The 25723-nt window shown below is 43.4% G+C and carries 31 protein-coding genes and 1 pseudogene; 13 read left to right on the top strand and 19 right to left on the bottom strand.

The features are described from left to right. Nucleotides 1-10: 10 nt before the first annotated feature. From HEQ19_11820 to HEQ19_11810, 3 genes are all read left to right on the top strand, one after another. On the top strand, nt 11-220 hold the full coding sequence (locus HEQ19_11820) for a hypothetical protein (protein WZI67190.1): 210 nt from the start codon (nt 11-13) through the stop codon (nt 218-220). Continuing rightward, a complete protein-coding gene (locus tag HEQ19_11815; GenBank protein WYM00106.1) occupies nt 207-500 on the top strand; it encodes a helix-turn-helix transcriptional regulator in 294 nt (97 codons plus the stop codon). The genes HEQ19_11820 and HEQ19_11815 overlap by 14 nt, the downstream gene beginning before the upstream one ends. Nucleotides 501-607: 107 nt before the next feature. After that, complete coding sequence (locus tag HEQ19_11810) at nt 608-1318, top strand: phosphatidate cytidylyltransferase (GenBank protein WYM00105.1); 711 nt, start codon at nt 608-610, stop codon at nt 1316-1318. Here HEQ19_11810 and HEQ19_11805 read toward each other — a convergent pair. The 5 genes from HEQ19_11805 to HEQ19_11785 form a co-directional block, all read right to left on the bottom strand. After that, nucleotides 1315-2787, bottom strand: a complete 1473-nt coding sequence (locus tag HEQ19_11805) for an NAD(P)/FAD-dependent oxidoreductase (GenBank protein ID WYM00104.1) — start codon at nt 2785-2787, stop codon at nt 1315-1317. The two genes, HEQ19_11810 and HEQ19_11805, sit on opposite strands and share 4 nt — an antisense overlap. A gap of 143 nt (nt 2788-2930) precedes the next feature. Then, nucleotides 2931-4022 carry a threonine-phosphate decarboxylase CobD gene (gene cobD, locus HEQ19_11800; protein ID WYM00103.1) on the bottom strand — a complete coding sequence of 364 codons (1092 nt, stop codon included), beginning with the start codon at nt 4020-4022 and terminating at the stop codon, nt 2931-2933. A gap of 26 nt (nt 4023-4048) precedes the next feature. Then, a complete protein-coding gene (locus HEQ19_11795; GenBank protein WYM00102.1) occupies nt 4049-4333 on the bottom strand; it encodes an HU family DNA-binding protein in 285 nt (94 codons plus the stop codon). Between the two features lie 372 nt (nt 4334-4705). Next, on the bottom strand, nt 4706-5143 hold the full coding sequence (locus HEQ19_11790; GenBank protein WYM00101.1) for a hypothetical protein: 438 nt from the start codon (nt 5141-5143) through the stop codon (nt 4706-4708). Beyond that, complete coding sequence (locus HEQ19_11785; protein ID WYM00100.1) at nt 5136-5354, bottom strand: hypothetical protein; 219 nt, start codon at nt 5352-5354, stop codon at nt 5136-5138. Before HEQ19_11785 ends, HEQ19_11790 begins: the two co-directional genes overlap by 8 nt. A gap of 338 nt (nt 5355-5692) precedes the next feature. Here HEQ19_11785 and HEQ19_11780 point away from each other — a divergent pair, with 338 nt between their 5' ends. Further along, a complete protein-coding gene (locus tag HEQ19_11780) occupies nt 5693-5971 on the top strand; it encodes a type II toxin-antitoxin system Phd/YefM family antitoxin (protein ID WYM03363.2) in 279 nt (92 codons plus the stop codon). Next, nucleotides 5968-6363, top strand: coding sequence for a type II toxin-antitoxin system VapC family toxin (locus HEQ19_11775; protein WYM00099.1), 396 nt, complete (start codon nt 5968-5970; stop codon nt 6361-6363). Before HEQ19_11780 ends, HEQ19_11775 begins: the two co-directional genes overlap by 4 nt. A 236-nt stretch (nt 6364-6599) precedes the next feature. Here HEQ19_11775 and HEQ19_11770 read toward each other — a convergent pair whose 3' ends face one another. The 4 genes from HEQ19_11770 to HEQ19_11755 form a co-directional block, all read right to left on the bottom strand. Continuing rightward, complete coding sequence (locus HEQ19_11770) at nt 6600-9038, bottom strand: AMIN domain-containing protein (GenBank protein WYM00098.1); 2439 nt, start codon at nt 9036-9038, stop codon at nt 6600-6602. A gap of 167 nt (nt 9039-9205) precedes the next feature. Beyond that, on the bottom strand, nt 9206-9973 hold the full coding sequence (locus HEQ19_11765; protein ID WYM00097.1) for a pilus assembly protein PilO: 768 nt from the start codon (nt 9971-9973) through the stop codon (nt 9206-9208). After that, nucleotides 9970-10740, bottom strand: a complete 771-nt coding sequence (locus HEQ19_11760; protein ID WYM00096.1) for a PilN domain-containing protein — start codon at nt 10738-10740, stop codon at nt 9970-9972. The genes HEQ19_11765 and HEQ19_11760 overlap by 4 nt, the downstream gene beginning before the upstream one ends. A 4-nt stretch (nt 10741-10744) precedes the next feature. Then, a complete protein-coding gene (locus HEQ19_11755) occupies nt 10745-11851 on the bottom strand; it encodes a type IV pilus biogenesis protein PilM (protein WYM00095.1) in 1107 nt (368 codons plus the stop codon). Between the two features lie 136 nt (nt 11852-11987). Between HEQ19_11755 and HEQ19_11750 the strand changes: the two genes are divergently transcribed. After that, nucleotides 11988-13286 carry a sugar ABC transporter substrate-binding protein gene (locus HEQ19_11750; protein WYM00094.1) on the top strand — a complete coding sequence of 433 codons (1299 nt, stop codon included), beginning with the start codon at nt 11988-11990 and terminating at the stop codon, nt 13284-13286. Between the two features lie 325 nt (nt 13287-13611). On the opposite strand, the gene HEQ19_11745 is transcribed toward HEQ19_11750, so the two are convergent. After that, entirely contained in the window at nt 13612-14883 is a 1272-nt protein-coding gene (locus HEQ19_11745; protein WYM03362.1) for a folylpolyglutamate synthase/dihydrofolate synthase family protein, read from the bottom strand. Nucleotides 14884-15092: 209 nt separating this feature from the next. On the opposite strand from HEQ19_11745, the gene HEQ19_11740 reads away from it, so the two are divergent. Together HEQ19_11740 and HEQ19_11735 are read left to right on the top strand one after the other, a co-directional pair. Further along, nucleotides 15093-15281 carry a hypothetical protein gene (locus tag HEQ19_11740; protein ID WYM00093.1) on the top strand — a complete coding sequence of 63 codons (189 nt, stop codon included), beginning with the start codon at nt 15093-15095 and terminating at the stop codon, nt 15279-15281. Then, nucleotides 15278-15571, top strand: coding sequence for a type II toxin-antitoxin system RelE/ParE family toxin (locus HEQ19_11735; GenBank protein WYM00092.1), 294 nt, complete (start codon nt 15278-15280; stop codon nt 15569-15571). Before HEQ19_11740 ends, HEQ19_11735 begins: the two co-directional genes overlap by 4 nt. A 92-nt stretch (nt 15572-15663) precedes the next feature. On the opposite strand, the gene HEQ19_11730 is transcribed toward HEQ19_11735, so the two are convergent. From HEQ19_11730 to HEQ19_11715, 5 genes and pseudogenes are all read right to left on the bottom strand, one after another. After that, complete coding sequence (locus HEQ19_11730; GenBank protein WYM00091.1) at nt 15664-15864, bottom strand: hypothetical protein; 201 nt, start codon at nt 15862-15864, stop codon at nt 15664-15666. Then, entirely contained in the window at nt 15851-16045 is a 195-nt protein-coding gene (locus tag HEQ19_11725; protein ID WYM00090.1) for a hypothetical protein, read from the bottom strand. The genes HEQ19_11730 and HEQ19_11725 overlap by 14 nt, the downstream gene beginning before the upstream one ends. A gap of 141 nt (nt 16046-16186) precedes the next feature. Then, nucleotides 16187-16312: pseudogene (locus HEQ19_30915) on the bottom strand (AAA family ATPase). An 80-nt stretch (nt 16313-16392) separates the two neighbouring features. Then, complete coding sequence (locus HEQ19_11720) at nt 16393-16518, bottom strand: photosystem II protein Y (GenBank protein WYM00089.1); 126 nt, start codon at nt 16516-16518, stop codon at nt 16393-16395. A gap of 544 nt (nt 16519-17062) precedes the next feature. Then, nucleotides 17063-17593 carry a gamma carbonic anhydrase family protein gene (locus tag HEQ19_11715; GenBank protein WYM00088.1) on the bottom strand — a complete coding sequence of 177 codons (531 nt, stop codon included), beginning with the start codon at nt 17591-17593 and terminating at the stop codon, nt 17063-17065. Between the two features lie 206 nt (nt 17594-17799). Here HEQ19_11715 and HEQ19_11710 point away from each other — a divergent pair, with 206 nt between their 5' ends. The 4 genes from HEQ19_11710 to HEQ19_11695 all read left to right on the top strand — a co-directional run bounded on the left by HEQ19_11710 (nt 17800) and on the right by HEQ19_11695 (nt 22176). Next, a complete protein-coding gene (locus HEQ19_11710) occupies nt 17800-18312 on the top strand; it encodes a TIGR02652 family protein (GenBank protein ID WYM00087.1) in 513 nt (170 codons plus the stop codon). A 98-nt stretch (nt 18313-18410) separates the two neighbouring features. Then, nucleotides 18411-18854 (top strand): VOC family protein, encoded by a 444-nt coding sequence (locus HEQ19_11705; protein ID WYM00086.1) that lies wholly within the window; start codon nt 18411-18413, stop codon nt 18852-18854. Nucleotides 18855-19179: 325 nt separating this feature from the next. Continuing rightward, entirely contained in the window at nt 19180-22008 is a 2829-nt protein-coding gene (locus HEQ19_11700) for a pitrilysin family protein (protein ID WYM00085.1), read from the top strand. Between the two features lie 3 nt (nt 22009-22011). Next, on the top strand, nt 22012-22176 hold the full coding sequence (locus HEQ19_11695; protein WYM00084.1) for a hypothetical protein: 165 nt from the start codon (nt 22012-22014) through the stop codon (nt 22174-22176). Here HEQ19_11695 and HEQ19_11690 read toward each other — a convergent pair. Beyond that, nucleotides 22161-22340, bottom strand: coding sequence for a hypothetical protein (locus HEQ19_11690; GenBank protein WYM00083.1), 180 nt, complete (start codon nt 22338-22340; stop codon nt 22161-22163). The genes HEQ19_11695 and HEQ19_11690 overlap by 16 nt on opposite strands. A gap of 61 nt (nt 22341-22401) precedes the next feature. On the opposite strand from HEQ19_11690, the gene HEQ19_11685 reads away from it, so the two are divergent. Next, on the top strand, nt 22402-23613 hold the full coding sequence (locus HEQ19_11685) for an RNA-guided endonuclease TnpB family protein (protein ID WYM00082.1): 1212 nt from the start codon (nt 22402-22404) through the stop codon (nt 23611-23613). A 14-nt stretch (nt 23614-23627) separates the two neighbouring features. Here the strand turns inward: HEQ19_11685 and HEQ19_11680 are convergent, their stop codons facing one another. The 3 genes from HEQ19_11680 to HEQ19_11670 all read right to left on the bottom strand — a co-directional run bounded on the left by HEQ19_11680 (nt 23628) and on the right by HEQ19_11670 (nt 25718). After that, nucleotides 23628-24413, bottom strand: a complete 786-nt coding sequence (locus HEQ19_11680) for a GNAT family N-acyltransferase (GenBank protein WYM00081.1) — start codon at nt 24411-24413, stop codon at nt 23628-23630. Between the two features lie 196 nt (nt 24414-24609). Further along, a complete protein-coding gene (locus HEQ19_11675; protein ID WYL98109.1) occupies nt 24610-24801 on the bottom strand; it encodes a hypothetical protein in 192 nt (63 codons plus the stop codon). After that, a complete protein-coding gene (locus tag HEQ19_11670) occupies nt 24798-25718 on the bottom strand; it encodes an NAD(+) kinase (protein WYM00080.1) in 921 nt (306 codons plus the stop codon). Before HEQ19_11670 ends, HEQ19_11675 begins: the two co-directional genes overlap by 4 nt. Between the last annotated feature and the right edge of the window lie 5 nt (nt 25719-25723).

Here is a 25723-nt window from a genome sequence, read left to right as displayed (position 1 = left end):
CCAAACACAAGTGGTTGGTGCGTTAAGAGCCTCTATTTCCGAAATCGCAGCTATCTCGGCTCAACCTCAAAATGTGGCAATTCTCGCACACGCCATTACAAAGGAAGAAGCATCTGTACCTCCAATTGATATTGAACGGGCGATAGCACGAAAGCTTTTATTTGAAGAAGACCCTGAAGTTCACACCTACGTAGAGGAGCAAGAGGATGGCCAAGACTAGCGATGCGATAAAAATCATTGAGCAAATGACTAGCAGCGACCCTGAGCTTGAAGAAATGGTGGCAGAAGCTTCAATCAATGCAGAAGTGGCACAGTTGATTTATGAAGCTAGAACAAAAGCGGGGTTAACACAGAAACAATTGGCTGAACTGATTGGCACAAAACAGCCTGTGATTGCACGGCTAGAAGATGCTGAATACGAGGGACACTCTCTGTCAATGCTCCAAAAAATCGCTCAGGCTCTTAATCAGCGAGTAGTGATTCATTTGAGCAATCTTTAGTTTCAAACTACCCGTTCTCCCAGTAAGTGCCCAGGAGAGACGCAATTAATCGCCTTTGTACAAGATTCATTTTTTTCTCCTGACACATGACAACTAACAACTGACAAATGACAAACAACGATTTTATTGGACTCGTAGCTTCCTATATTTACGTCATCAGTCTACTTATTATTGCTGAGGGACTGCGGCGGTTGTTTGGTATTCAACCAGATTTAACTCGCAAAGTTATCCATGTTGGCGCAGGAATGTGGATTTTCGGCGTACTCCTACTTTTTCAGCGCTGGCAAATTGGAATTATACCCTTTGCCACATTTATCGGCGTCAATTATCTGTTGTATCGCTACCGAATTATTGCCTCAATGGATACCGCAGACAGTTCACCGGGTACTGTCTATTTTGCCATATCCGTAACTCTGTTATTTGGGTTGCTGTGGCGTCCAGATGGCCCAGTGGATAACGTCCCCATCGCTGCAGCGGGGATCATGGCCATGACTTGGGGGGATGCACTAGCAGCCTTAATTGGTAAGCGTTTTGGCCAACATAAATATCAAGTCGGTAATTCTGTGCGTAGCTGGGAAGGTTCAGCGGCGATGTTTGTGGCGAGTACCATAGCCATATTTTTGGTACTGCTGCTATTACCAGGTTCTTCCTTGAGTCCCTTAGCAGTGTCTTATGGTGTGGGTAGGTCACTTTTGGCGGCTATTCTCAGTGGTGCCTTGGCTACTCTAGCCGAGGGAGTTTCGCCTTATGGTACTGATAACCTGAGTGTACCATTGGTGGCGGCGGCGGTAGCATGGGTGGTGATGCTTATTACTTAGAAATGCCAATCGCGTCGGAAATGATAGAAACTTGCCAAAAATTCTTGCAAAACAAGATTCCTCTCTAACCTTTGCTGACACCAATCTTTAGCAACTCGTTGCAAAATTTCTGAGAAACTAGGATAAACAGGCGCTAAATTGGCTAAATGGTTAATTTTAATCTTTTGTGATATGGCCAAAGCAATAATATTAACTAACTCCCCAGCTTCTGCACCACATATTTCAGCCCCCAATATTTCCCCATTCTCTAACACCATTAATTTACAAATTCCCGTGGTTTGTCCGGCAATTTGGGCTACTGCTAATGTTTTAAAATATTGCCGTAGAACTAAAACTTGATTGCCACTATATCGCCGTTTGGCTTGCGCTTCTGTCAAACCTATTTGCGTCAACATCGGCTGAGTAAATATTGCTAAAGGAATGCACCGATAATTGACTTTATATCTGGGAAAAAATAGTGCATTTTTTAGGGCAATTTTTGCTTCATAATTAGCAATGTTACCAAAGTCATAACCACCAATGACATCACCACAAGCGTAAATTCTGGGGTTAGTGGTTTGCAGTTTATTATTGACAACCAAGCGCCGCCGATACCATTTTACACCTACCCCTGCCAAATTTAGCTCTTCAACATTTGGCTGCTGTGCAATTGCTACTAAAATTTCATCAGTTTCAATTGCCTTATTTCCGGCTTGAACCCACTTTTTATCATCAATTCGCATCACCTGAGTTACTGCTGTTTGCGTTATAACACGTACACCATCAACTTCTAACTGTGCTTGCAACAGTTGGGCGATCTCCGGGTCAAGGTTGGGCAAAAGATAGGGGTGTTTAACTACCAGCGTCACACTGCAACCCAGCCGCGCTAAAGTTTGAGCAACTTCAATGCTTTGAGGAACGCCGCCAATAATTAGCCAATCTTTAGGTGGTATCCGCCCTGGGTTTTCCCATCCATAGGGGGAAGAGTGCCAAATATTCGCCAGAGTCAGGTAGCCAGTGGCTTGTAATCCTTCAATTTCTGGGATTGCTGGACGTGAACCATTAGCTAACAAATAGGTGCGGGCGCGTAGCAAACGGTCATTAACCGCAAATGCGAGACGGGGGGAAGATTGAAATTGACCCCTACCAACAATGACATCGACACCATTAGCCATAAGCATGGCGAGAGAATGCTGTGCTTCGAGATTGGCAACAACCTCTTGAGCGTAGAGCATCGCTTCTGGCCATGTCACAGATATTTGCGATTTTCCTGGGGAACCAACCCCGTCAGGATGAATACTAACACCAACCACATCACCTAGCTGCTGCGATAGTTTGCTGATTTGGCTCATCGCATGGTGGTAAAAAAACCCATAGTTTACGTTGGCTTCCACCAAGGCAACCTTAGCACGTAATTGGGTAGCAGCCAAGGCAGCTTCGCGTCCTGCTAGGCTACCCCCAATAATCACAACATCGTAGTCATTAGTCATTTGTCATTTGGGAATGGGGATTGGGGATTGGGGATTGGGGAATGGGGATTGGGGAATGGGGATTGGGAAACTAGGGGACAATTTTTCTCCCCGACTCCCCGACTCCGCCACTCCCCCACTCTTTCCATCACCCCCTATCCCCATCACCCAGTCCCGGCGTCGCACTCAGCACTGAGGGCTGTGAGTAAACGCTGGTTATCAGACTCAGAAAGCACAGCAACCCGAAAAAAACGATCGCCTAGTTCTTTAAAACTAAGGCAATCACGAATTAAAATTTGGTACCCTTTGAGCAATTTTTGCTGCAACTGTGAACTAGACTGTTGTGACTCAACTAGTAAAAAGTTAGCAGCGCTAGTTGCTGGTTGTAATCCGGGAATGGCTGCTAAACCCTGAAAGAGTTGGTTTCGTGCAGGTGGTAGCCATTTCCAGGTTTGTTGTTGAAACTCATGATCTGCGAGTGAAGCAATTGCAGCCGCAGCCGCCAACGTGTTTACCGGCCAGGGGTCACGCCACAATTGCCATCTAGACAAGCGGTCAGGGTGAGCGATCGCATATCCCAGTCGTAATCCAGGAAGACTGTAGAATTTTGTGAGCGATCGCAATACTACTAAATTCTCATGTTCCTGTACCAGGGAAATCAGACTTTGTTCCTCTTCAGGAGACACAAAATCCATAAACGCTTCATCTACCACAACCATTGCAAATTGTTCTAGGTAGGGCAGAATCGATGAGCGCGAAAAGAGTTTTCCCGTTGGGTTATGGGGGTTATTCAGCAGTAAACCGCAGTTTTGGGAGCAGGGCCACAGGGCCAGAGGGATGGGCGGAGACATTTTCACCTTCTCCCCAGTCCCCAAATCAACGGGAAACTCCAAGACTTTAGCGTTGTACGCAGCCAGCGTGCGGTAGTAGTCACCAAAGGCTGGAGTAATTAACGTTGTTCCGGCTAATGCTGCTAATTCCCTACCCGCTAAAGTAAGTAATTCTGCAGAGCCGTTACCCGGCAGAATCCACTCAGGCGGCAGTTGATGAAAGTGACTGAGGGCTAGTCTCAAATCACTATAATTTGAATCTGGATAGTGCCTAAGATTACTAAAATCCGACACAATAGCCGCGATCGCACTATTGGGTGGACCCAATGGGCTGATACTGGCAGAAAAATCCAGAATAGCCTCACGGGGACAGCCAGCCAGTGCTGCTGCCCAGGCTAAATTTCCCCCGTGTGCCCTTTGCCGCATAAAATCAAAATTCCTGGGGATATAACCTAGGATTTTGGGGGTGCTACCCGCTCTCTAAACATCTTCCCAGCGGAGAATGCGGGAACCTTGGTAGCGGGAATTTCCATCTTTTCGTTGGTTTTGGGGTTACGACCTTCACGGGCTTTACGTTCCCGTGATTCAAAGGAGCCAAATCCTACCAGCGTTACTTTATCGCCAGAAGACACAGCTTCGATGATTGTCTCCAAAGCAGCAGTTAAAACCGCATCAGCTTGCTTTTTAGTCACACTAGCCTTTTCAGCTACAGCATCAACCAATTCACCTTTGTTCATGACAAACTCCTTAAGGTTTACTTGAGATTCTCTACAGATACACCCTGATGTATCTTTACTTAAATCTCTGTTGCGAGAAATACAAAAGTTGTCCTTTGGGAGTGTTACGACAGAAAATCGCTGTAAATCCCATCGGCTCGACTTTTCAAAGAATCATTCTAAGGTGTTCAAGCCTGATGTGGATAGATGAAACCATTAATTTATATAGATTTCCAGATTATTTGTGATTTTAGACTCATTGTTTCACACAAAACAATCATTTTATTGAGCATAAATACTCACTAGGGGAGATGGGGGAGTGGTGACACACCCTATAGCGGTTCTCGGTTGAATCTCTTACGACTGTATTGGACTCAACCGATAACCGCCATATTAATTTGCTTGTGCAGGTTGTTTAACGCTTTGAGACTGTAGCCAGCGCTCGTAGGCTTCTGTATCCCCGCCAAAGGAATCAGGGGAAATCTCGCGTTCTGGCATTGGTTTTAGGTCGGCTTTGATGGGACTATATTTACAATGGCAAATCACAATCATGTCAAACTCACCCATAGGAACATCAGGGGTGTAAGTTTCTACCCGTGATACCACCCAATCACTCTTGCGGTAATGCGTCTTTTCTCCTGGGAAATTAGCATTCGCCAATTGCTCTACGCGAATAAACTCCAATGGGCGGTATCCTGGTTCAGGGGTTGGGTTATCTGAAGAGTCAAAATGCTCTGCAAGGATCTTGGTGAGCGATTGCGTATGTTGAAACCGTCGCTCTTTCCAGCCTGGTTGATTCTTTTCGGCTCTAAACACAATCCACTTACGCATCGTCTTTTTCTTCCTTGTCAGCGTTGTAGTAAGACTTTGGAAACTCGGTGTTTCCCTCAAAAACGCAATCAACCTCGAAGATATCGCCTTCCAAAGGCTCGATGTCTAAGAGGTTCCAGCCATATTTCTGTTCCATTTCTTCACAGCAATCCGCGTTTGCTGCTGCATGACGAGAAACATTTTCGTCTTCGTCATATCGTGGTTTTGGCATTATTAATTTAGCTCCTTTGTTGCTAACACAACAGGGGAGAAGTCGTCTTGGTGTAGTGGTGGCTCACTGCATCAAGGCGCATCCATAGTACAAGAGTATTTTACCGAAAAACTGGGTTTAGAGCGGCTGTCCTATAAGGACGGCTTATGCAGGGGCTTTGAGTCAGCAGTTGTTGTATCCGGTGCGTGGGGAAGTGGAGAAAATTAGGCGGCAGATGAAAGATAAGAGGAGTAAGGATTTCGGGGTTTGAGTTGGATTTTTTGGGAAAAAATTTGCCCGTAACTCGAAAAATTCAGGAATCGCTTTTTTATTGAGACAGAGGCGATCGCTGACAATTTATGAACTACACTAGCGATAGGAAAAAAAAGAGCATAGTTACTAATATGAAATATCTCGACATACAGGAAAGTGATGTTTCACTTTCGTCCATCATAAATGAGATTACAGTCAATCAATCGGAAGTTGTAATTACTCGCAACAGCTTACCCATTGCCCGAATTGTCCCCTGGCAAACTACTCACACCACAAAGCATTACCCACTGAGGGGAACACCAATTATCATTGCTAGGGATTTTGATGAACCTATGCCTGAACTTTGGCAAGCATTAGCAGAATGATTTTACTTGATACGCATGTTTGGCTATGGTTGCTTCACGACCCCAATCAAATATCAGAACCTGCACAAGCTGCTATTGAGACAGAAGAAACCCAAAATGGTTTGTTAGTTTCAGCTATTTCTGTTTGGGAAATAGCTGTTAAATCCAGTCTAGGTAAATTAGTTCTGCCTTTGCCGATTGATGAATGGTATCAGTTAGCGCAGAGTCATTCCGGTGTGGTAATTGAACCGCTATCACCGATAGATGCGATCGCCAGTACCCAGTTACCAGAGGATTTTCACAAAGATCCAGCAGATAGAATTTTGGTAGCAATTGCACGACGCTATGAAATTCCAATTATTACTTGCGATGCCAAGATTTTAAATTACCCCCATATCAAAACGATCTGGTAAGTCGGTAGATGTAGTTTGTCCTATAGCGTTTCTCGCCCTAGTGAGGTACATCGGTAAGGGCACGGCAGTGCCGTGCCCCTACATCGCGTGATACAATTTTGTACCTCATCTGAATAGGAAGTGCTATAGACATCGCTTTCTTGTGGGCAGATGAGCGATCATCACTTGGGGAAATTTGTCCATAAAGGCACGGCATCACCGTGCCCCGACGATGGTCTGTAGTTCCCGTCCTCTAACTACCTACCAGGAAACTTCAAACCCCGACGCTCAAGCATTTGCCGCACCTCTGGGCTGGGTGTGTAATTATAGCCATAAGATGAGCGCTCAGAGTCATCCATCACTTGAGGCGTGAGCAACACAATTACTTCTCTGCGTTCATTGGTTCTGCTTGTCTTTCTAAACAGCGAACCGAGCAAGGGAATATCACCCAAAATGGGAATCTTGGAAACAGTAGCTCGGTCTTGGTCTTGAATAATACCTGAGAGAATTAATGTTTGTCCGTCTCTGAGCCGAATTAAACCGGATTTAAGACTTCTTGCTGCTAAGAGAGTAATAATACCATTAGGACTTGATGCTGTACCACCAGGTGCAGACACAGTAGGTGCAACAGACAAGGAAACAAAACCATTATCATCAATCCGCTCAACTTTGACAGACAGAGTTAGCCCTGCTTCCTTGATAATAGGTTCACGAGTAGAGCTTGATTGTGAGTTTTGGCCTGTCGATGAACCTTGTGATGTTTCTTTTATCCCTCCATATACTTCTGAGGTTAACTTGACTACGGCCTCCTGCCCTTCTTGTACTGTCAGAGTTGGGTCAGTCAAAATTTTGGCATTGCCATTTGTCACCTGAGCCTGCAAACTAGCAAGAAGTTTTTTGGGAAACTGGTATAGAGAAGGCAAAGATGTCGTAGCTGTACCAATAGCACCTTGTGATACAACTGGCTTGCCATCAGCATCATATGTCACAATATTATTAGTTGCTGGGGTGATATTACTGAAGCCAGGTTGTAAAGGGTTTCCATTTCCAGTAGGAGCTATAGGTGTATAGAAATTCCGCGATCCTGCACTTTGGGTTATTGTAGTGGTGCCATCTTTTACTACTGTTGTGCCTGGGATAGTTCCAGGAATAGATACAGAGCTATTTGGATCATAGAAAGGCGCTCCTGTAATTGGATTCTTAATAACAGGTGTACTAGTCACACTGTTTGCAACTTCCGAAGCACTAGCTGGTCTAGAACCACCAAAATTAAAAGTTGCTGCACCACCATCATTGCTAAAGTAGTTATTACCAAGTCCAAAGGAAAAGCTACTGTTATAGTCCTGGGTTCCCAAGAGGTTAACATCGATAATTTTGACATTAATTGCCACTTGCCGACGGCGGATATCAAGCTGAGTTAATTGAGCGATCGCAATATCAAGTAGCCGTTGAGGCCCAATTAAAGTGACAGAATTGGTACGTTCGTCTCCTAATGCCTGTAAACCTCTGAGTAAGGGGTTAGAATCTTTAAACTCAACTCGTTGAGTTTCAAGTTTGCTTTCTGTCGTTGTCTGAGTTTGAGTAACTGCGACATTGGCCGCACCACCTACAGGCACAGCATTGACGCTGGTAACAAGTCGTTCGCGGCTTATAGCACTTTCCGCCCCCAACCCCACCAAAAAGTTTAGAGCGACTCCCACCGTTACCTGATTAAGTCGCAGGTTACGCATAACTGTATCACGGGTGGAGTTGGGTAACTTTGGACCGACAAACAGCGTGCGACCACTGCGGTTGGCTTCTAAACCACTCAAACGCAAGACGTAGTTAAACACATCTTGCACAGGCTCGTTTTGTATATCTAGGGAGATAGTTTGAGAGGCGTTATTAGGAGTAGCACCTGGCTGACCTCCTGCAGATGGGTCACTATTGACATAAGCCAAATTTAAACCTGCAGCGCGGGCTAGCAGTGATAAAACATCCCTGACTGGTGCATCTCGCAATACTAAGCGGGGAACCCGTTCTTGAGTACCCAAGTCAATGGTGCTAGGTGAAGCGTCGGTATTAGAAACTGCAATATCTCCCACAGGTGGGGCGACAGCTCTAGGTAAGAACGGTGGCGCCTGGCTGATAGGTTGGCTCATACCAGCAGGGTCTGCAGGTTTACCGTCAATGGTGACTACTGGGTTAGGGACGAGAACATCGGGTTTTTTACCCGGTGGGGAGGGGGTAGCAGTAGGCGCTGTTGTCGGTCTTGACGGCGGTTGTGTTGGTTTTGATGCGATGCTTCCAGCGGTGGGCGTAAAGCTGAGGGTAATACCGTTTTGCTTTCGCACCACAGGTTCACTGGTAGGAGCATCATTGCTTCCAGTTACCACCACCCGAATGCTATTTGCATCAAGCTGAACTATCTCAACTAAAGCAATTCCTGGTGCGGGGTTTTCTTGGCGAAAACTATTACCTTGTGGTAAACGTAGTTGAGTATTAATCAGATCGGCAACTGAGGATTTACCTTTTTTTGTTGTGAAAACTTGCGGGCGTTCTCCCGAAGAAGTTGTCAAAGCTACACTCAATCCACCATCAAATTGATTTAGCTTGACTTCAGTAATTTGAGTAGTTGCTGCTAGCACTGGTTGAGATGCCAATAATACACAAGCCGCAACACTAGATATTAAAAGATTACCGTGAATCTGTTTCACAGTTGATTCCTCACTTTATAAAACCTTGTAAACGAACATTTTTGACTACAGATGAGGATTGTCCTTTGTCATTAGTCAAGGGTCAATGGTCAATGGTCAAGGGTCAAAAATATTTACCAAAGACAAATGACAAAGGACAAATGACAAATAACAAATGACAAAACTAACTATTTCTTCTTAGGTGCTGCAGCTTGTACCGCTGCTATTTCTTCAGGAGTAAGTGGCATTAATGCTTGTAACTGGAAGGATGTAGAAATTGCTGCAGAACCACGCCTAATCATCATCTTCTGTGATGGTGATATCGGCTCTGGTGGTGCCAATGTGGATTGATAGTCTTTAACTATCAATAAAGGCTGTAACCGCTCGATATTACGCATAATTGCCTGTGTCTGTTCATAAGTGCCGATAATTTCAATATTGGTACTGCTACGTTTCAACTTGCCGTTTACCTCTACCCCCAGACTGCCATCATTAATCACTTCTGCTTCGTTTGTATTGGGGACAAATTTCTTGAGTTTGGCTCTGACTCCATTGCCAAGAACTTGAGAATTGCCCGATTCAACTAAGCGATTTAGATCTAAAAGTAATGTATCTAAGGTTTTCTCGTTAGAAAATAAACCTAACACCTGAATCTTTTGCTGTTTTGCCTCTTCTAGGGCTGCTTTTACCTGAACAATTTTTTTGATACTGGCTTTTTTCTGATCAAGTTGTCCTTGTAGGTCGTTACTTTTTGTTTGCTGCTGTTGATAATTATCCCAAGCAGGCATGACCATATTTAACAACAGAAACAAGGCTCCGGTAATGCCTAAAACTCCGGCTATGATGCCGATAATTTTGGGTGTGAAGCTAATTCCAAAGAGAACAGGGTAGGCTGGTGTTTCTAAATTAAACTCCCCAGCTTGCTCGGCAAAATTTAAATCCTCACTGATCGTCATTTTTGCATGACTCCTGTTACTGGCATACTGCGAAGTCGAGTCACTAGTCCTACTGTGCCTTTTTGTTCTAACTCCCGAATTAACTCAGTCGCTGGAACATTACTCAGACTTGATTTAATGGTGTAGTTGACTACTTGCGGTGGTTTAATGACTACACCATTATTCGATGTCGGTGCATTGGGTGGTAATGGTGCATCTACTAGAGTTGCAGTCATAATTTTGCTGTCTGAAGACTTTAAAAACGGAGATTGTTGCAGGGTAAGCAAGAAATCGTTGACATCGTTAAAAGAACGCGCCAAGCCGGTAACTTCTATTCCTCCTGCGGGATTGGGTGCTGGCTTTCCTTGTACTGGGGCTGTAGGCTGAATTTGCTTGATGTTTTGAATTTGCACTGTCCCTGGGATGCGATCGCGCAAATCTTGTAAAATCGCTGACCAAGGGCGAATCTGGTCAAAAACCGTAATTAAAGACTGTGTTTCGCCTTTAATCTGGTTGGTCTCTTCCTGAATTTTCTTAATGTTGCCGATTTGTGTATCTAATTGCTGGCTTTCTTGTTCGAGTTGTGATATCTTTTGCTCTAATTCACCATTCTTGGCTTGTAAAAACCACCAACCACCGCCCACCAAGGCTGGAAAACACACCCCTAGGGCTACTCCCAAATAAACTGGTGTCATATCCCCAGTGGGGAATTTGATGCCTAAATTTTTTGTGGGTTTCGGCTGGTAAATTGGGCGGTCTTTGAGAAAGTTAACTTCGAGACTGTACATTGGATTAGACCTCTCGCATTCCTAGACCAAGGACTATTGCTAAACCAGTACGTTGTTGGACTGGGTATTTTTCCGCATCTACTTCTAAGGACAAAGACCCTATTGGATCAATTTGAGTAGTTGGTAAACTCAAGCGTTGGGTGAAAAACTCATCTAGCTGTTGTAGTCCACCCCCTGGACCTGCGAGAAAAATCTGTGCTATCTCCAAATTTTCACTTTGATTTAGGTAAAAATCGATAGAACGGCGCAGTTCATCCGTAAGTTCACTTAGAACTCTTAAAACAGATGCCATACCAGGATTAATTTCTGACATCCCTGTACTCCCTCCATCTAAGGCTGTTGTGGGAATCGTCAGACTGTGTAAAAGTTCGAGATCTCGCGATATCGGTAAACTCATCGCCTTTGAGAGGGCTGCTTGCATTTGATACATGCCAATTGGCACGGTGCGCGAAAATTGCGGCACTCCGTTGACAATGATGGCAATTTCTGAACTGTCAAACTCAATATCAACTAGCACAGCAGCTTCTTGGGGTCCAAATTGCCGTAGTTGGTCACGAATAGTCCGAATCAGGGCAAAACTGTTAATCTCTAAAACATGGATTTGTAGTCCTGCTTGCTGAAATGTACTGATATATGTATCTGTCACCTCCTTGCGGGTGGCTACTAGCAGTACTTGTACTTTCTCAATGCCATCCTCATCAATAAAATACCCAAGTTTCTGATAATCTACATCAGCTTCTTCACGAGGATAGGGTAAATATAAGCCGGCTTCATGGTTTAACACCATATCGCGCAGTTCTTGATCATCTAATTCTGCTGGAACTGGGATGAGACGCACAATTGAATCCCGCCCCGGTAAACCAGTAGCAACACGAGAAGCCTTGATTTTACTGTTGGACAGCGCCTGCTGTATTAATTGAGCCATTTCTGGGGGGTCAGCTATTTGACCATCAGTGATTAGCCCTTCTGGAACTTCTACCGATGTTAAAGCTTCTATTTTTAAGTTTTGGCGCTGTTTACGTATCTGAACTATGTTCACCCGTTCAGATGCAAGTTCGATACCGACCCCTTGATTAGATTTCCCAAACAAACTTTTTAAGTTTCTCACCACAGTTTCGGTAGACTGCTAAGTTTAAAATTTAAATGATACTAAAACCGATGCTGGTACTAAGTAATCGATTTAGCATATAATCTCAACAATTGTCCTTAAGCTTTTAACTGATAACAAGCGTAAAAACACTAGTAAAATGTTTAAATTTCATAAATTCCCAAGACTGACCCTTTTTGTACTGCTTGGCTTATTTACCACCTGGGTTGTAAGTTGTAGCACAGGTAACATTAACAGCAGCAAAAATCAGGCTACTACAGGTGCAGCAAAAATCGAGTTTTGGACAATGCAACTCCAGCCTCAATTTACTGACTACTTCAAAAGTCTAATCGCCAATTTTGAATCGCAAAATCAAGATATAAAGGTTAACTGGGTTGATATACCTTGGACAGCTATGCAGAACAAAATTTTAACAGCTGTATCCGCAAAAACTCCACCTGATGTTGTCAACCTCAACCCAGATTTTGCTTCCCAATTGGCTGGGAGAAATGCTTGGTTAGACTTGGATACGAAAGTCCCAAATGATGTACAGTCCTCCTATCTGGCGAATATCTGGAAAGCTAGCACGCTCAATGGCAAAAGTTTTGGTATTCCTTGGTACCTCACTACACGGTTAACTATTTATAACACCGATTTATTAAAAAAAGCAGGTATCACTAACCCTCCAACTACTTACACAGAATTAGCACAAGTAGCCCAACAAATAAAAGATAAAACTGGCAAGTATGCATTTTTTGTAACTTTTGTCCCACAAGATTCTGGTGAAGTTTTGGAATCTTTTGTGCAGATGGGAGTTACTTTGGTAGATGCAGAAGGTAAAGCAGCATTTAATACCGAAAAAGGCAAAGCAGCTTTTCAGTATTGGATAGATTTATACAAGAAAGGACTACTGCCAAAAGAAGCATTAACCCAAGGACATCGCCACGCGATAGATTTATACCAAGCTGGAGAAACAGCCTTTCTGGCCTCAGGACCAGAGTTTCTCAAAACAATATCCATTAATGCGCCAAAAATTGCTCAAGCTTCGGCGATCGCACCCCAACTCAGCGGGGACACAGGTAAGAAAAACGTCGCCGTTATGAATATAGTTATCCCCCGCGACACCAAAAACCCAGACGCAGCCGTTAAATTTGCCCTTTTTGTCACCAATGACGAAAACCAACTATCCTTTGCGAAAGCCGCCAACGTTTTACCTTCCACAAACAAAGCACTTGCTGATAGCTATTTTACACAAGTTCCAGCTTCGGCTTCAACACTAGAAAAGGCAAGAGTTATGACTGCTAAACAACTGCAACAAGCAGAAGTATTAATCCCCACATTGAAGGATATCAAGAAACTGCAAAAAGCAATTTATGAGAACTTGCAAGCAGGAATGTTAGGGCAAAAAACAGTAGATAAAGCTGTAGAAGATGCCGCACAACAATGGAATAATCGTTAGGTAGGGATTGGGGATTGGGGATTGAGGATTAGATTTACTTTGACCCTTGACCAAGCCAATTTTAGATTTTAGATTTTAGATTTTAGATTTTAGATTTTAGATTGTTTCGGTACCTTGCAGGCCCCGCAGAATTTTAGATTTTAGATTTAATCCAAAATCCAAAACTTGTACTGAGCGTAGCCTTCGGCGCCCGCTCTTAAGTCGTTGGCGTAGCCTCTGTCTACGACACGCTACGCGAACGTAGAGAAGTATCCAAAATCTAAAATTGTTTGCCCCTTATGGTCGGGGTCAATCCAAAATCCAAAATCCAAAATCTGTTGACTCTTTAATGTTTTTGGGAATTGGTATCAGCAGTGGCAAAAAAATGCCCCACTAAATAAAGTGAACCGCACAAAACAACTAAATTATCTGTATTAGCAAAAGCTGTTTCTAAAGCTGAAGATAAATCAGGATAAGATTGACAATAACTTAATTTTGGACAGACATTATGAGCTAGCTTGACTAATTCATCTGGAATTGCTGAATTAGAATCTGGTACTGGGACAACAAACAATTTTTCTGCAGGTCGCAGTAAAGCTTGGAAAATGTCCGCATGGTCTTTATTTGCCATCATCCCCATCACCCAAGTTACCGTAGGCGTATCTAAGGTATCGACATAATCGCGCAAAACTTGGGCGCCAGCAGGATTATGGGCACCATCTATTAATAATTTATGTTTTTTCCAAGTAATCCATTGTATTCGACCTGGCCACTTGGTTTTTGCTATACCGTTGATGATATCTGCTGGGGAAATTTGCCAACCCTTTTGTTGGAGAATTTCTAAAGCAGCTAAAGCCAAAGCTGAATTAGTTAACTGAATTTGTCCCTGTAATGGCAAAGCATATTTAATCGGATCACCATCTCCCCATTGTTCATATTCTGCCCATCCAGGGGAAATTTGCACAGCGGTTTGAGGTCTAAAAACCGGACATTCTAATTCTAAAATGCGCGATCGCACGACTTGTTCTGCATCTTTTGGCAATGGACCGACCACAGCAGGACATCCAAATTTGAGAATACCTGCTTTTTCTCTAGCAATGTCGCCCACAGTAGGGCCTAATTGTTGCCAGTGTTCGCGGCTAATAGAAGTAATTATTGTCACCAAAGGCTGTGAACATACATTAGTAGCATCCAATCGCCCTCCTAGTCCCACCTCCATCACAGCCACATCGACCTGCTGCTGGGCAAAATATAACCAAGCGGCTGCGGTAATGACTTCAAACTGAGTTGGACTATCTTCATGAGGATCAATAGCCCCTTGAACTTCTAGTAATAATTGGCACAATTGCTCAGATGAAATATGCTGCTCATTCAGAGATAACCGTTCAGTCCAATCGACTAAATGGGGAGAAGTATAGCGTCCTGTGCGATAACCAGCTTCCGTAAGTACGGATGAAATATAAGCACATACAGAACCTTTGCCATTAGTACCAGCAACGTGAATTACCGGAACTTGATCATGAGGATTACCGAGATTTGCCAACAATTTGACAATCCGCGACAGTCCCAGATTGATCCCAAAGTGTTGAAACGGTTCGAGTAAGGAGTCAATATCCACGGGATTGGGGTTGATGGGTTGGGTGTTTCCGGAGTTTCCGTAGGGTGTGTTAGCGACAGCGTAACACACCGAAACGTCCCATCAATACGGTGCGTTACACTCCGTTAACGCAGCCTACAAGAGCGGCGATGGCACCGCAAGCGCCGCAGGCATCGCACTATGCAAGAACCGCTATAATGGTCTAGAGGATTTGATAACAACCAAATGTCATGGAAACAAAAAATATTAAAGAAGAAGCTCGACGATTAATTGACAACTTGCCTGAAAATTCTACTTGGGATGATTTAATGTATGAAATATATGTCAGGCAGGCAATTGAGTCAGGATTAAGTGATAGTCAAGCAGGAAGAGTCATTTCTGTTGAAGACGTTAGGGCTAAGTTTGGATTACAAAAGTGAAAGTTTTTTGGACGGAAACAGCCGTTAATCATTTATCTTCGATTTATAGTTATATTTCTCATAACTCTCCCCAGTATGCACAAAGACTTGTTGAACGATTAACTCACCGGTCTGAACAGATAGCGCTGTTTCCTCTATCAGGTCGTATTGTTCCAGAATTTGAAACCAAGCAAATTCGAGAAGTCATTGAAGGCTCTTACCGCATTATTTATTATATTAAACCTGAACAAATTGATATTATCGCTGTCCTTCATGGTTCCCAGCAAATTAAATCTATAGAGGAAGAATAAAGGATTTTTTCGTGCGTGACGCGATCGCACTTTGCACCCTACAAGATATGCGATGGCACCGCAAGCGCCGCAGGCATCGCACTGTTTTGCCATTATGGTTCTAAATTCAATTTATACTTTAGAGTCGCTTCAATTTCCTCGTAATTTATATTGTTAGGATAGGGAAAAACTTCAACATCAGGATTTCTCCGGTTAACAAATAATTCTCGGATTGCTTCATCATCTGTCGGATGAGACAAAATATATTTTTTTAACTCCTTGCGAGTCATTTGGGTAAAATCAGGTTTCGTCATTTTGGTTAAACTCCCAAATACCATTCTCAAGAATAGTAATTTCTATACTTTCTTCTCTACCGGCAATCAAGAAAATGTGTTTATACACAGGATCGTATCTAAACAGCCAAATTGGCTGAAAAAGGTTGGAAAGGAGTTGACAGACAAAGATAGCAGTATCTTTTTGCTTCTCGGTCGGCAATGAATCATTCCTCGCTACGGTTCTATCATTATAAATGATCTCATTAACGCACCCTACCAAATCGGCGATGGCACCGCAAGCGCCGCAGGCATCGCACTACAAGATCAGGCGATCGCACTAATCGTTTTTCGGTAAAACAGTCCGATAAAGGTCAAGTTGTAGTTGATGCGCCAGCACTTCGGCGGCCATTGTTTTCCCTGTACCGCTCATACCCGCAAATAAGGCGCTTGTCCCTAAACCCCCGGCGCTTTTGCTGGCAAAACCCCAGGTACTGTCAATTCACTAGAAAACAGACTGCTTCTGCAAAGAGAAGCAGCCGATTGAGGAATGTTAATTTTTAGCCGAATTTAGGCTTCTCTGTTTAAAAAGGTTTGAATTTGTTGTAAAGCAGCCGCACCAATGTTAAAAACAGCCCAACCTGCAGCAACGGCAATTGGCGCTAAAACGATAGCTATACGGAAATCGATGTCCATATCTAGAACCCCTCTTTTTAAGTAGAAAATAAAGTTTTATCAACTTATGTGACATACTCCCACACCTCAGCAAGCTTTTGGTGTGGGCTTCTCACCAACTCCTGCTACTGCATAGGATACTCAATGAGCTTTATTAACGACACGGGATGCCCCTCCGCACCGGCTTTTATTAAATTTCTTTGTTGGGTAGGCTGCATTTACGCATTTAATTGGTTTACACCTACATTTTCCATTGTACCATAAACTTTGCCTCGTCTCCCATCTCACCGCCTCACTATGTGCAGGCGGGAGGCTTCCCGACGAGAAAGCTAATTTTTATTGTTAGCTGAAGTGGTCAATTTTGCTAGCCTCAAGTGTAAAGAATATTTAAATTATTAGTCAATTGTCAATTGTCATTCGGGTAACAGCCATTTTATCGGCTATGTGAGGAGGATTGTGGGTAGGGGACCTAGGCCTGGCGCCCCGGAAGCTCATCGAACAACGCCAAACAGCCTGATTTTCCCCTACTATCACGGGTTAAACCCACCATTCGCCAGTGATATTCTCACCGGGGTGGGCTAAAGCCAATATCAGTCCCCTTTCCCGCATGAACCAAGGCTAACTTTTGATAACGTTCAGCATGTTCGATGAGTTCTGCGGCTTCAGCTTCTGTAATTTGGCGCAGTACTTTGCCAGGAATGCCCACTACCAGGGAGAATGGGGGTATGTCCTTTGTCACCACTGCGCCAGCACCAATAATACTGCCACTGCCCACCCTAACTCCATTTAAAATGACTGCCCCAATGCCAATTAAACTACCCCGTTCAATGTAAGCAGAATGTACCACCGCACGGTGTCCGACAGTGACATGATCTTCTAAAATGGTGGGAAAGCCAGGGTCGCCGTGGAGAATAGCCCCATCTTGAATATTTGTGCATTCGCCAATTTCAATGCTTTCTACATCTGCCCTAATTACGGCTCCATACCAGATGCTAGCTCCTGCTGCTATGTTGACCGAACCAATAACAACTGCATTCGTGGCGACGAAAGCTGCTTGAGAAAAATCGGGAGATGGCCAGTAAGATGCGGTAGACACGATAGAATATGAATATGGTACCCAGGAACACTGGAAAAACTCCAACACTTGAGGCTGGTTGCACAACCAGAATATCACAGCGTTAACCATCTACATTGAGGAATACTCTTGTATTAAGTAACCCAAAGTGATGGAGCCGAAGTGTAAAATCTAATCCACTGGTGCTGGTGAAGACAAAACTACTATGTTATGTTTGTACGCACTTCATGATGAATCCAGGCTTGCAGTACCCAATATTTGGTCCGGAAATACAGTGTCCCCACTGTCGCCAAACAATTCCGGCGCTGACACTAACTGATACTTATTTGTGTCCCCGTCATGGGGCGTTTGAGGTGAATCCTAAAAATGGTGAACTGATCCATCTACAATCGGGGCGTCATTGGCGAAGATGGAATAATGAATGGTATAGGCAACATACTCATCCCGATGGGATTCGATTTGAAATTCACGAAGCTCTAGACAAGTTGTATACCCAAGGATATCGAGCAACACGAGTGATTATAGCTCGACGTTATCAGGAATTGATGAGTGGTTATTTAGAACGCAGTACGCCTTGGCGTTCTGGACAACCAGAAGGTGCAACTGCACGATTGTACGGTTTACCGGTAGAGTTTAGCCCCGATACTGGAGAAGAATCTTGCTGGGAAGTGATTAATTTTGATTTGGAAAAAGAGCCTGGTGTACCTGTACGCTATCCCTATTTCCGGTTATTTGAGTAGACTAAAAAGGGACTAGGGGCTAGAAGCTAGTGATTGGAAATAGGGAATGTCAAAGCCTTTCCCTAGTCCCTAGTCCCTAAACCCTAGCCCTTTTTTTTATGCACCACGCTTCTATTAGGACTGCGAATATTCATCGAGCGATCGCGTTTTATGAACAGTTGGGGTTTACGGTTTGTGAACGCTTCACTACAGGCTATACTCTGGCTTGCTGGATGGAAGGATTGGGTGGGAGAATTGAACTGATCCAAATTCCCGAACCAAAGCCAGCCCCAGATGCTTTTGGAGATGAACACTATGTGGGTTATTATCATCTCTCCTTTGATTTAACTGAAATTACCTCTGATTTGCCCACTTATTTACAAAATTTACAACAACGTTTGGCAGTCGCGGCTCAAAGCCAGCCAGAACAATTACAGCCACTAAAAATACTGTTAGAACCGATACAGCAGCAGATAGGCGATCGCATCTTGGAAGTAGCTTTCATTGCGGATGCTGATGGCTTACCCCTGGAATTCATCCGAGTTCTGGGAAAAATTGCTTAATTTCAACAATAGTATCTAGGGGACTTGCAGAAATTAAATTATCCACTATAGGACTTACGCATTGACAAAAAATACAAAATATGGTATAGGAGAGAAACAGTCCTAGAGTTTTAGCATTGCTAAACCCCTACAAGGCGGGGCTGTTTACCGTCAAAATAATCAAAGCAGACAACGAGATCAACTTTAGCTTCTCTCTGTATTACTTTTATTGGTAAAATAATCAATCTATGTATACTTCCTGAGATAAAAGATTTATGAGGAAGATTAAACTAGGGTCATAACCCCCGAAATATGTAATCTGCTTTACAAATAATCCCCAAAATACATGTCTGTATTTTCCGTCTGGTATCGATATCGTTTTACTTTATTGCTGTTAAGTTTATGGATGATAGCAGTTTTCCTACTTAGCGATCAACCAGCTAACAGCAAAAATCCAGTCGAATCTAGTTTAGCAAATTCTCAATCAACAGTAGTTGTAGATCATAAAATACCCCAAGCAGTGACAGAAAATGCCCAGAAGATAGTGCTAGAGAACGGTCTAACTGTTCTCACAAAAGAAGTGCATACGGCACCAGTAGTGACCGTCCAGGTATGGTACAAGGTCGGTTCGCGCAATGAAGAACCGGGAGTAAATGGTATTGCCCATCAGTTAGAGCATATGCTATTTAAAGGCACGAAAAGCCGTCCGATTCAATTTGGACGATTATTTAGTGCTTTGGGTAGCGACTCGAATGCTTTCACCAGCTATGACCAAACTGCATATTACGGTACTGTAGAACGGACGAAGATAAAAGCGCTGTTGGTGCTGGAAGCTGATAGAATGCAAAATGCGCTGATTGATACCGAGCAACTCACGAGTGAGAAACGGGTAGTCATTTCTGAGTTACAAGGTTACGAAAATAGTCCAGAATACCGCCTCAACCGCGCTGTAATGCGAGCAGTCTTTCCCAATCATGCTTATGGTTTACCTGTAGGTGGCACAAAAGCAGATGTTGAGCAGTTTGAGGTCGAACAGCTGCGGAAGTATTACCGCAACTTCTACAGTCCTGATAACGCCGTCTTAGTAATTGTCGGAGATTTCCAGACCCCAAAAACCCTGGAAACAGTCAAAGAAATATTTGGTAAAATTCCCAAGAGTCAAGAGTCAAGAGTCAAGAGTCAAGAGTCAAGGGTCAAGAGTGAAAAATCTACCCCTCTTTCCTCCTCCCCTATAGTACTGCGAGAACCGGGTGCAGGCGCACTGTTACAAGTCATATATCCGCTACCTGATATCAATCATGCAGATGTACCGGCGCTGGATGTGATGGATTATATTTTGACAGAGGGACGGAATTCTCGCCTGTATCAAGTATTGGTGGAATCAGGTTTAGCTAGTGAAATGACAGCTTCTGTGGCTAGTTTGCGGGAAGTTGGCTGGTATGAAATGTTGGTGACAGCTAATCCTCATCAAAGCTTAAAAAAAATTGATTCTGTGCTGAGTAGTGCGATCGCCAAGGTAGCTAAATCAGGGGTGACATCAGAGCAAGTAGATCGAGCTAAGACTCAGTTAGCAGCATCTGTCATTTTAAATAACCGTGATATCACCAGTCAGGCTATGCAATTGGGTAACGATGAGACAACGTCCGATGATTATCGCTATACAGAACGCTATTTGGCTGCTATCCGCCAGGTCAAGCCTGCAGATATTGTCGCTGTTGTCAACAAATATCTCAAACAAGAAGCGCGTAGAGTGGGCTTGTTTGAGCCTACTCAAAAGCAAAGCAAAGCAATTGGGAGCAAAACACACACAGCCCAAACTACAGAAAACTTCTCTCCTGGTTCACCCACAGGACCGAATGAGGTGTGGAAATATCTACCACCAGTGGAAGAAACAGCAGATACTGTGACGCGGGAACTACCACAGGAATTGACATTTGTTAATGGTCTGCGAGTATTGCTATTACCTGATCATAGCACTCCTACCGTCACTTTAAGTGGACATATCAAAGCTGGTACTGAATTTGACCCAAAGGATAAAGCTGGACTGGCCTCTTTTGTAGCAGATAACTTGATGAATGGAACAAAAACCAAGAATCTGCTGAGGATTGCTAAAGCTATAGAAGAACGGGGGGCTACTCTGGACTTTGAAGCCTACCGCGAAGGTGTACGCTTGAAAGGTGATAGTTTAGCGAATGACTTACCCGTTCTCCTCCAAACTTTGGCAGATGTCGTCAAAAATAGTACATTTCCCACCAAAGAGTTGGAATTGCATCGCCAACATGCTGTAATCGATCTACAGATGGAATTAGATGAACCATCAGAAGTAGCCAGAAGAACATTCGTTCAATCAGTTTATCCACAAGAACATCCTTTACACACCTTTCCCACAGAAGAAAGTTTGCAGCAAATTCGGCGTGAGGATGTAATTGCTTTCAAAAACCAACATTATCGACCAGATACGACGGTACTAGCGTTGGTGGGGGATTTTGATCCGGTCCAGGTGCGATCGCTAATTCAAGCAGAGTTTGGTGAGTGGAAAGTCAGTGGTCAACCACCAACATTAAAATATCCCACAGTCTCAATGCCAGATAGTGTGATCCGTGTCAACCCAATCCTCGCGGGTAAATCCCAAGCAATCACTTACATGGGTTACACGGGGATTAACCGTCAAGATCCTCGGTTTTATGCAGCCTTAGTATTGAATCAAATTTTGGGAGGCGATACTCTATCTAGTAGACTGGGCGCAGAAGTACGCGATCGCCAAGGTTTGACCTACGGAATTTATAGCACCTTCCAAGCAGCAAAGAGTTTTGGGGTATTTTGGATTGAGATGCAAACCAGTCCAGAAGATACCAGCAAAGCGATCGCCAGCACCCGTCAACTATTACAGCAAATCCATCAGCAAGGCGTCAGCGCTCCAGAAGTCGATACAGCTAAAAGCACTCTGATTAGCAACTACAATGTTTCCCTCGCTAACCCAGAGGAATTAACCGACAAAATTCTCATGAATCAAGTTTATGACCTAGATAAAATCGAATTGCGCTCTTTCACGCAAAAAATCCAAAAAGTTACCCTGGCTGAGGTAAATCAAGCAGCGCGTGAGTTACTTCACCCAGATCAAATTGTGGTGGTGACAGCAGGTCCATCGGTGTTAGCAGACCAAAGCGTTAAGTAGGGGTTGGGGATTGGGGATTGGGTTTATTTGCGCCGACCTACTTACTTTTATGGCTGCTTTTTAGCTGAAACCAAAATTCATCCCACATCTTACCCCGAAGGGGAAGTGTGGGATGAATTTTGGGGCAATGACGAAACCATCTCTGACCAATATCAACCGTTAGGTTGATGAGGGAGTGAGGTGGTTGAGGAATTGCCAATATTAGGGCTTGGTAGTTGGTCAATACACTCTTCAATTACCTGAGTCATAGTTTTATCAGACCAAGCAGCGTATAAGCGTACTTTATTTAACCTGCGTTCTGATATTCGGATTTTTAACTCTTTGTTTTTCATTTTTGTTCCCTCATTTGTCCCACGTTTATGTTAGCATAGGTGCAACAAGGAGGTGATTAAAGTGTTGAAAGCAGTTAAGGTTAGACTATACCCAACAAGTGAACAAGAAATAGCTCTAGCCAAGTCGTTCGGCTGTGCGCGTTGGTACTGGAATTATGCCCTCAACGCTTGCATTCAACACTATGAACAAACAGGAAAATCATTAAAATTAAGCGTCTATAAAGCTTATCTTCCACAGCTAAAGGTAGAGTATCCTTGGTTGAAAGAGGATTGTTATTCTGCTGTTTTGCAGTGTGTCGCGATTAATCTAAACAAGGCTTACTCTAACTTTTTTGAAGGTAGGGCTAAGTTTCCTAAGTTTAAATCAAAGCATCATAAGCAATCGCTCCAATATCCTCAAAACGTTAAAGTTGTGGGGGAGAGTTTGGAAATTCCTAAAATTGGTGCTGTTAAAGCAGTCTTGCATCGACCCATCGAAGGGAAAGTTAAGACTGTCACTATCAGCAAAACTCCAACAGATAAATACTTCGCTTCTATCCTTTATGAGGTAGAAGGTGAATCAAATCACCCAACAGGTGATAAAACGCTTGGGATTGACTTGGGATTAAAGGACTTTGCTATTGTTCATGATGGTGAAGAAGTTACCAAGCATTCAAACCCAAAACATCTTAAGCGTCATGAGAAAAATCTAGCTAGGAAGCAGAAAAAATTTGCCCGTAAAGTTAAAGGAAGTAATTCCAGAAACAAATACAGAAAACTAGTAGCCAAGGTTCATGAGCGAGTATCAAATTCCCGCCAAGACTTCCTACATAAATTAAGTAGAAAGCTGGTAGATGAAAGCCAAATCATCGTTGTTGAAAATTTAAACGTTTTGGGAATGGTACGGAACCGCAAGCTATCAAAATCAATATCCGACGTGGGTTGGGGGATGTTTGTCAATTTTCTTGACTACAAGTTGAAAGCCAAAGATGGACAACTTGTAGAAATAGGAAGATTCTTTAAGAGTTCCAAAACCTGCTCGTGCTGCGGTCATGTTCAGGACGAGTTAACGCTCGATATCCGTGAATGGGATTGTCCATCATGCCAAACTCATCATGACCGTGATGGTAACGCAGCACTGAACATCAGAAATGAAGGAGTTCGGATATTAAAAAATGGCGGAGGGAACCCCGTTATTGCCATGCCGAGGCGGAGTAAGACTAATAAGCCCAAAGGTGGAAAAGCATCTGTCAATGAAGCTGGAAGCCTACACTGTACCGTCAGGTCAGTGTAGGTAGTTCACAAAGCCTATCTTTGAGAATGCCATCTGGCAAACTCTTCAACATTTGATATAGTTAAAAAATCAATAGTCTGAAACTCTTTATCAATAGCTGGTAGGCTGCATATTTTAGCGCCGATACTCAAATAAGCCTGCATAATATTGGGAATATTAGGATGACATGAATCAGGACATTCATGGTTAATTGGCAGAAAATATTCGGGATTTGGATGCACCAAAATATTCGGATGCATTAAGTTATTTTGCTGAAAATAATGATAAGCACAAGCAGCTTGCCAAGGACTTTGTGTAAGTAGTGATGCACACCCAAAAAAATATTTACATTTACTCCAAATGAGATAATTAGCTAACCCCTCCCATAACAATAAAAGTGTTTGAATATTTCGGTATTCTTTAGCTATACATGCACGCCCAACTTCCACAGATGCTTGTAAAACAGAATCAGGAATACTATTGAGATTAAAGATATCAGCCGCATCAAAACCAATTTCTTGGGAAGCCATTGTATAGGTTTGCATCCGATAGGTGCCTATGGTTTTTCCAGTACATTTGCAAATCAGCATTAAATGATGACAAACCACATCAAACTTATCTTGATCCATTTGCGTCAGATTAGAACTAGAGAATCCCAAACCTAATTCCCGATTAAAAACTTCAAAGCGCAAGCGAAAAATCGATTCTAATTCTTCTGGGGTGGAAGCCAATTTGAGGATATACTTTTTAGTTTGCAGAAGAGGAACTTTTTTAAAAGAGGAAGCTGGATTTACTGGGTAATTGATATTGCGATTAAACATAAAATGCTTTCTAGCTAATTGAGAATTTTCTCAACTATTTTTGAGATTCCCAAAAACCTACCCTTAAATCAGTTATCAGTTATCAGTTATCAGTCCTGACGGCGTATGGTGTGGCGTAACAGCGCACCAACGCCTTCCACCAATTGGTGTGGTGTTTCGCCAGGGATTTAACTGATAACTGTTTACTGATAACTGTTCACTGTTGAAAGCAGCCCCTCCCCGCAGGCGGGAAGGGGAGACTTTGAGGTAAGTCAAAGGCGGGGAGGGGTTCTTTTTTTTTTGATTTATGCAAGAGGTCTAATGACCAATGACCAATCACAAATGACAAATGACAAATGACAAATGACCAATGACAAATGACCAATGACAAATGACCAATGACAATCAATTGCGGTGATTATTACTGTAGCGCACCCTAGTACCTGCCCAGAGCAACTTCTCTCGCAGGGTCTGATAATATGAATTGTTCTCCCGCAAAATAATAAATTTAGCCCGACAATCAGCCATCCGCACATCAACGCGGTGTCCTGGCCAAATCGAAGTAGCTAACACCCCATCAGTCCATAATTTGGTACTCAAATCGTAATCCCCCAAGGGCCAGATGCTAACCACAGAACCAGGGGGTAAAATCAGGGGGCGACTAGAAAGACTCATCGGACAAATGGGAGTGATGGTAATTGCCTCCATACCATCATGCATAATTGGCCCATTGGCAGAAACAGTGTAACCTGTAGAACCTGTAGGAGTAGAAATAATCAACCCGTCACCCACATATTGATCGACTATCTCACCGTCAATTTCCATTTCCAGAATTGAGGTAATCATGCGGTCAGCGGAAGCGGGTTTGACACACATTTCATTCAACGCCAGATAGCGTTCCGTTACAGGTTCCAAATTCGTGCGATTACCCTCAAAAACCGCCGCTTGTAACATCATCCGCCGCTGAATGGCATAGCGATCTTCAAATAACCGATCCCAAACTTTTTCTGTATCTTGAAATTCCTCAACTGACTCAGTTAAGAACCCCAGATGACCTCCCACATTCACACCCAGAATAGGGATACCAGCTGGAGCCAAGTGTCTGGCGCCAGTTAAAACCGTACCGTCACCGCCAAGAATCAAAGCCAGGTCGATTGGTTGACCAGCAGAAGCCAAAAAGACTGGATAAGGGTTGTCTTTTGGACCACTTGGCCCCATCAATACCTGGCATTGACGATTTTCTAGTTGCTTGGCGCAGATTTCAGCCCAGCGTTGACTCTGGGAATTTCGCGCCTTGTAGGCAATAATTACCTGCTTAAGTTGCACACACA

Origin of the sequence: Gloeotrichia echinulata CP02, assembly GCA_038087035.1 — a bacterium.
Taxonomy (GTDB): Bacteria; Cyanobacteriota; Cyanobacteriia; order Cyanobacteriales; family Nostocaceae; genus Gloeotrichia; species Gloeotrichia echinulata.
Note: the sequence above shows the minus strand (reverse complement) of the source record. Positions and strands in the feature narration are given on the sequence as shown.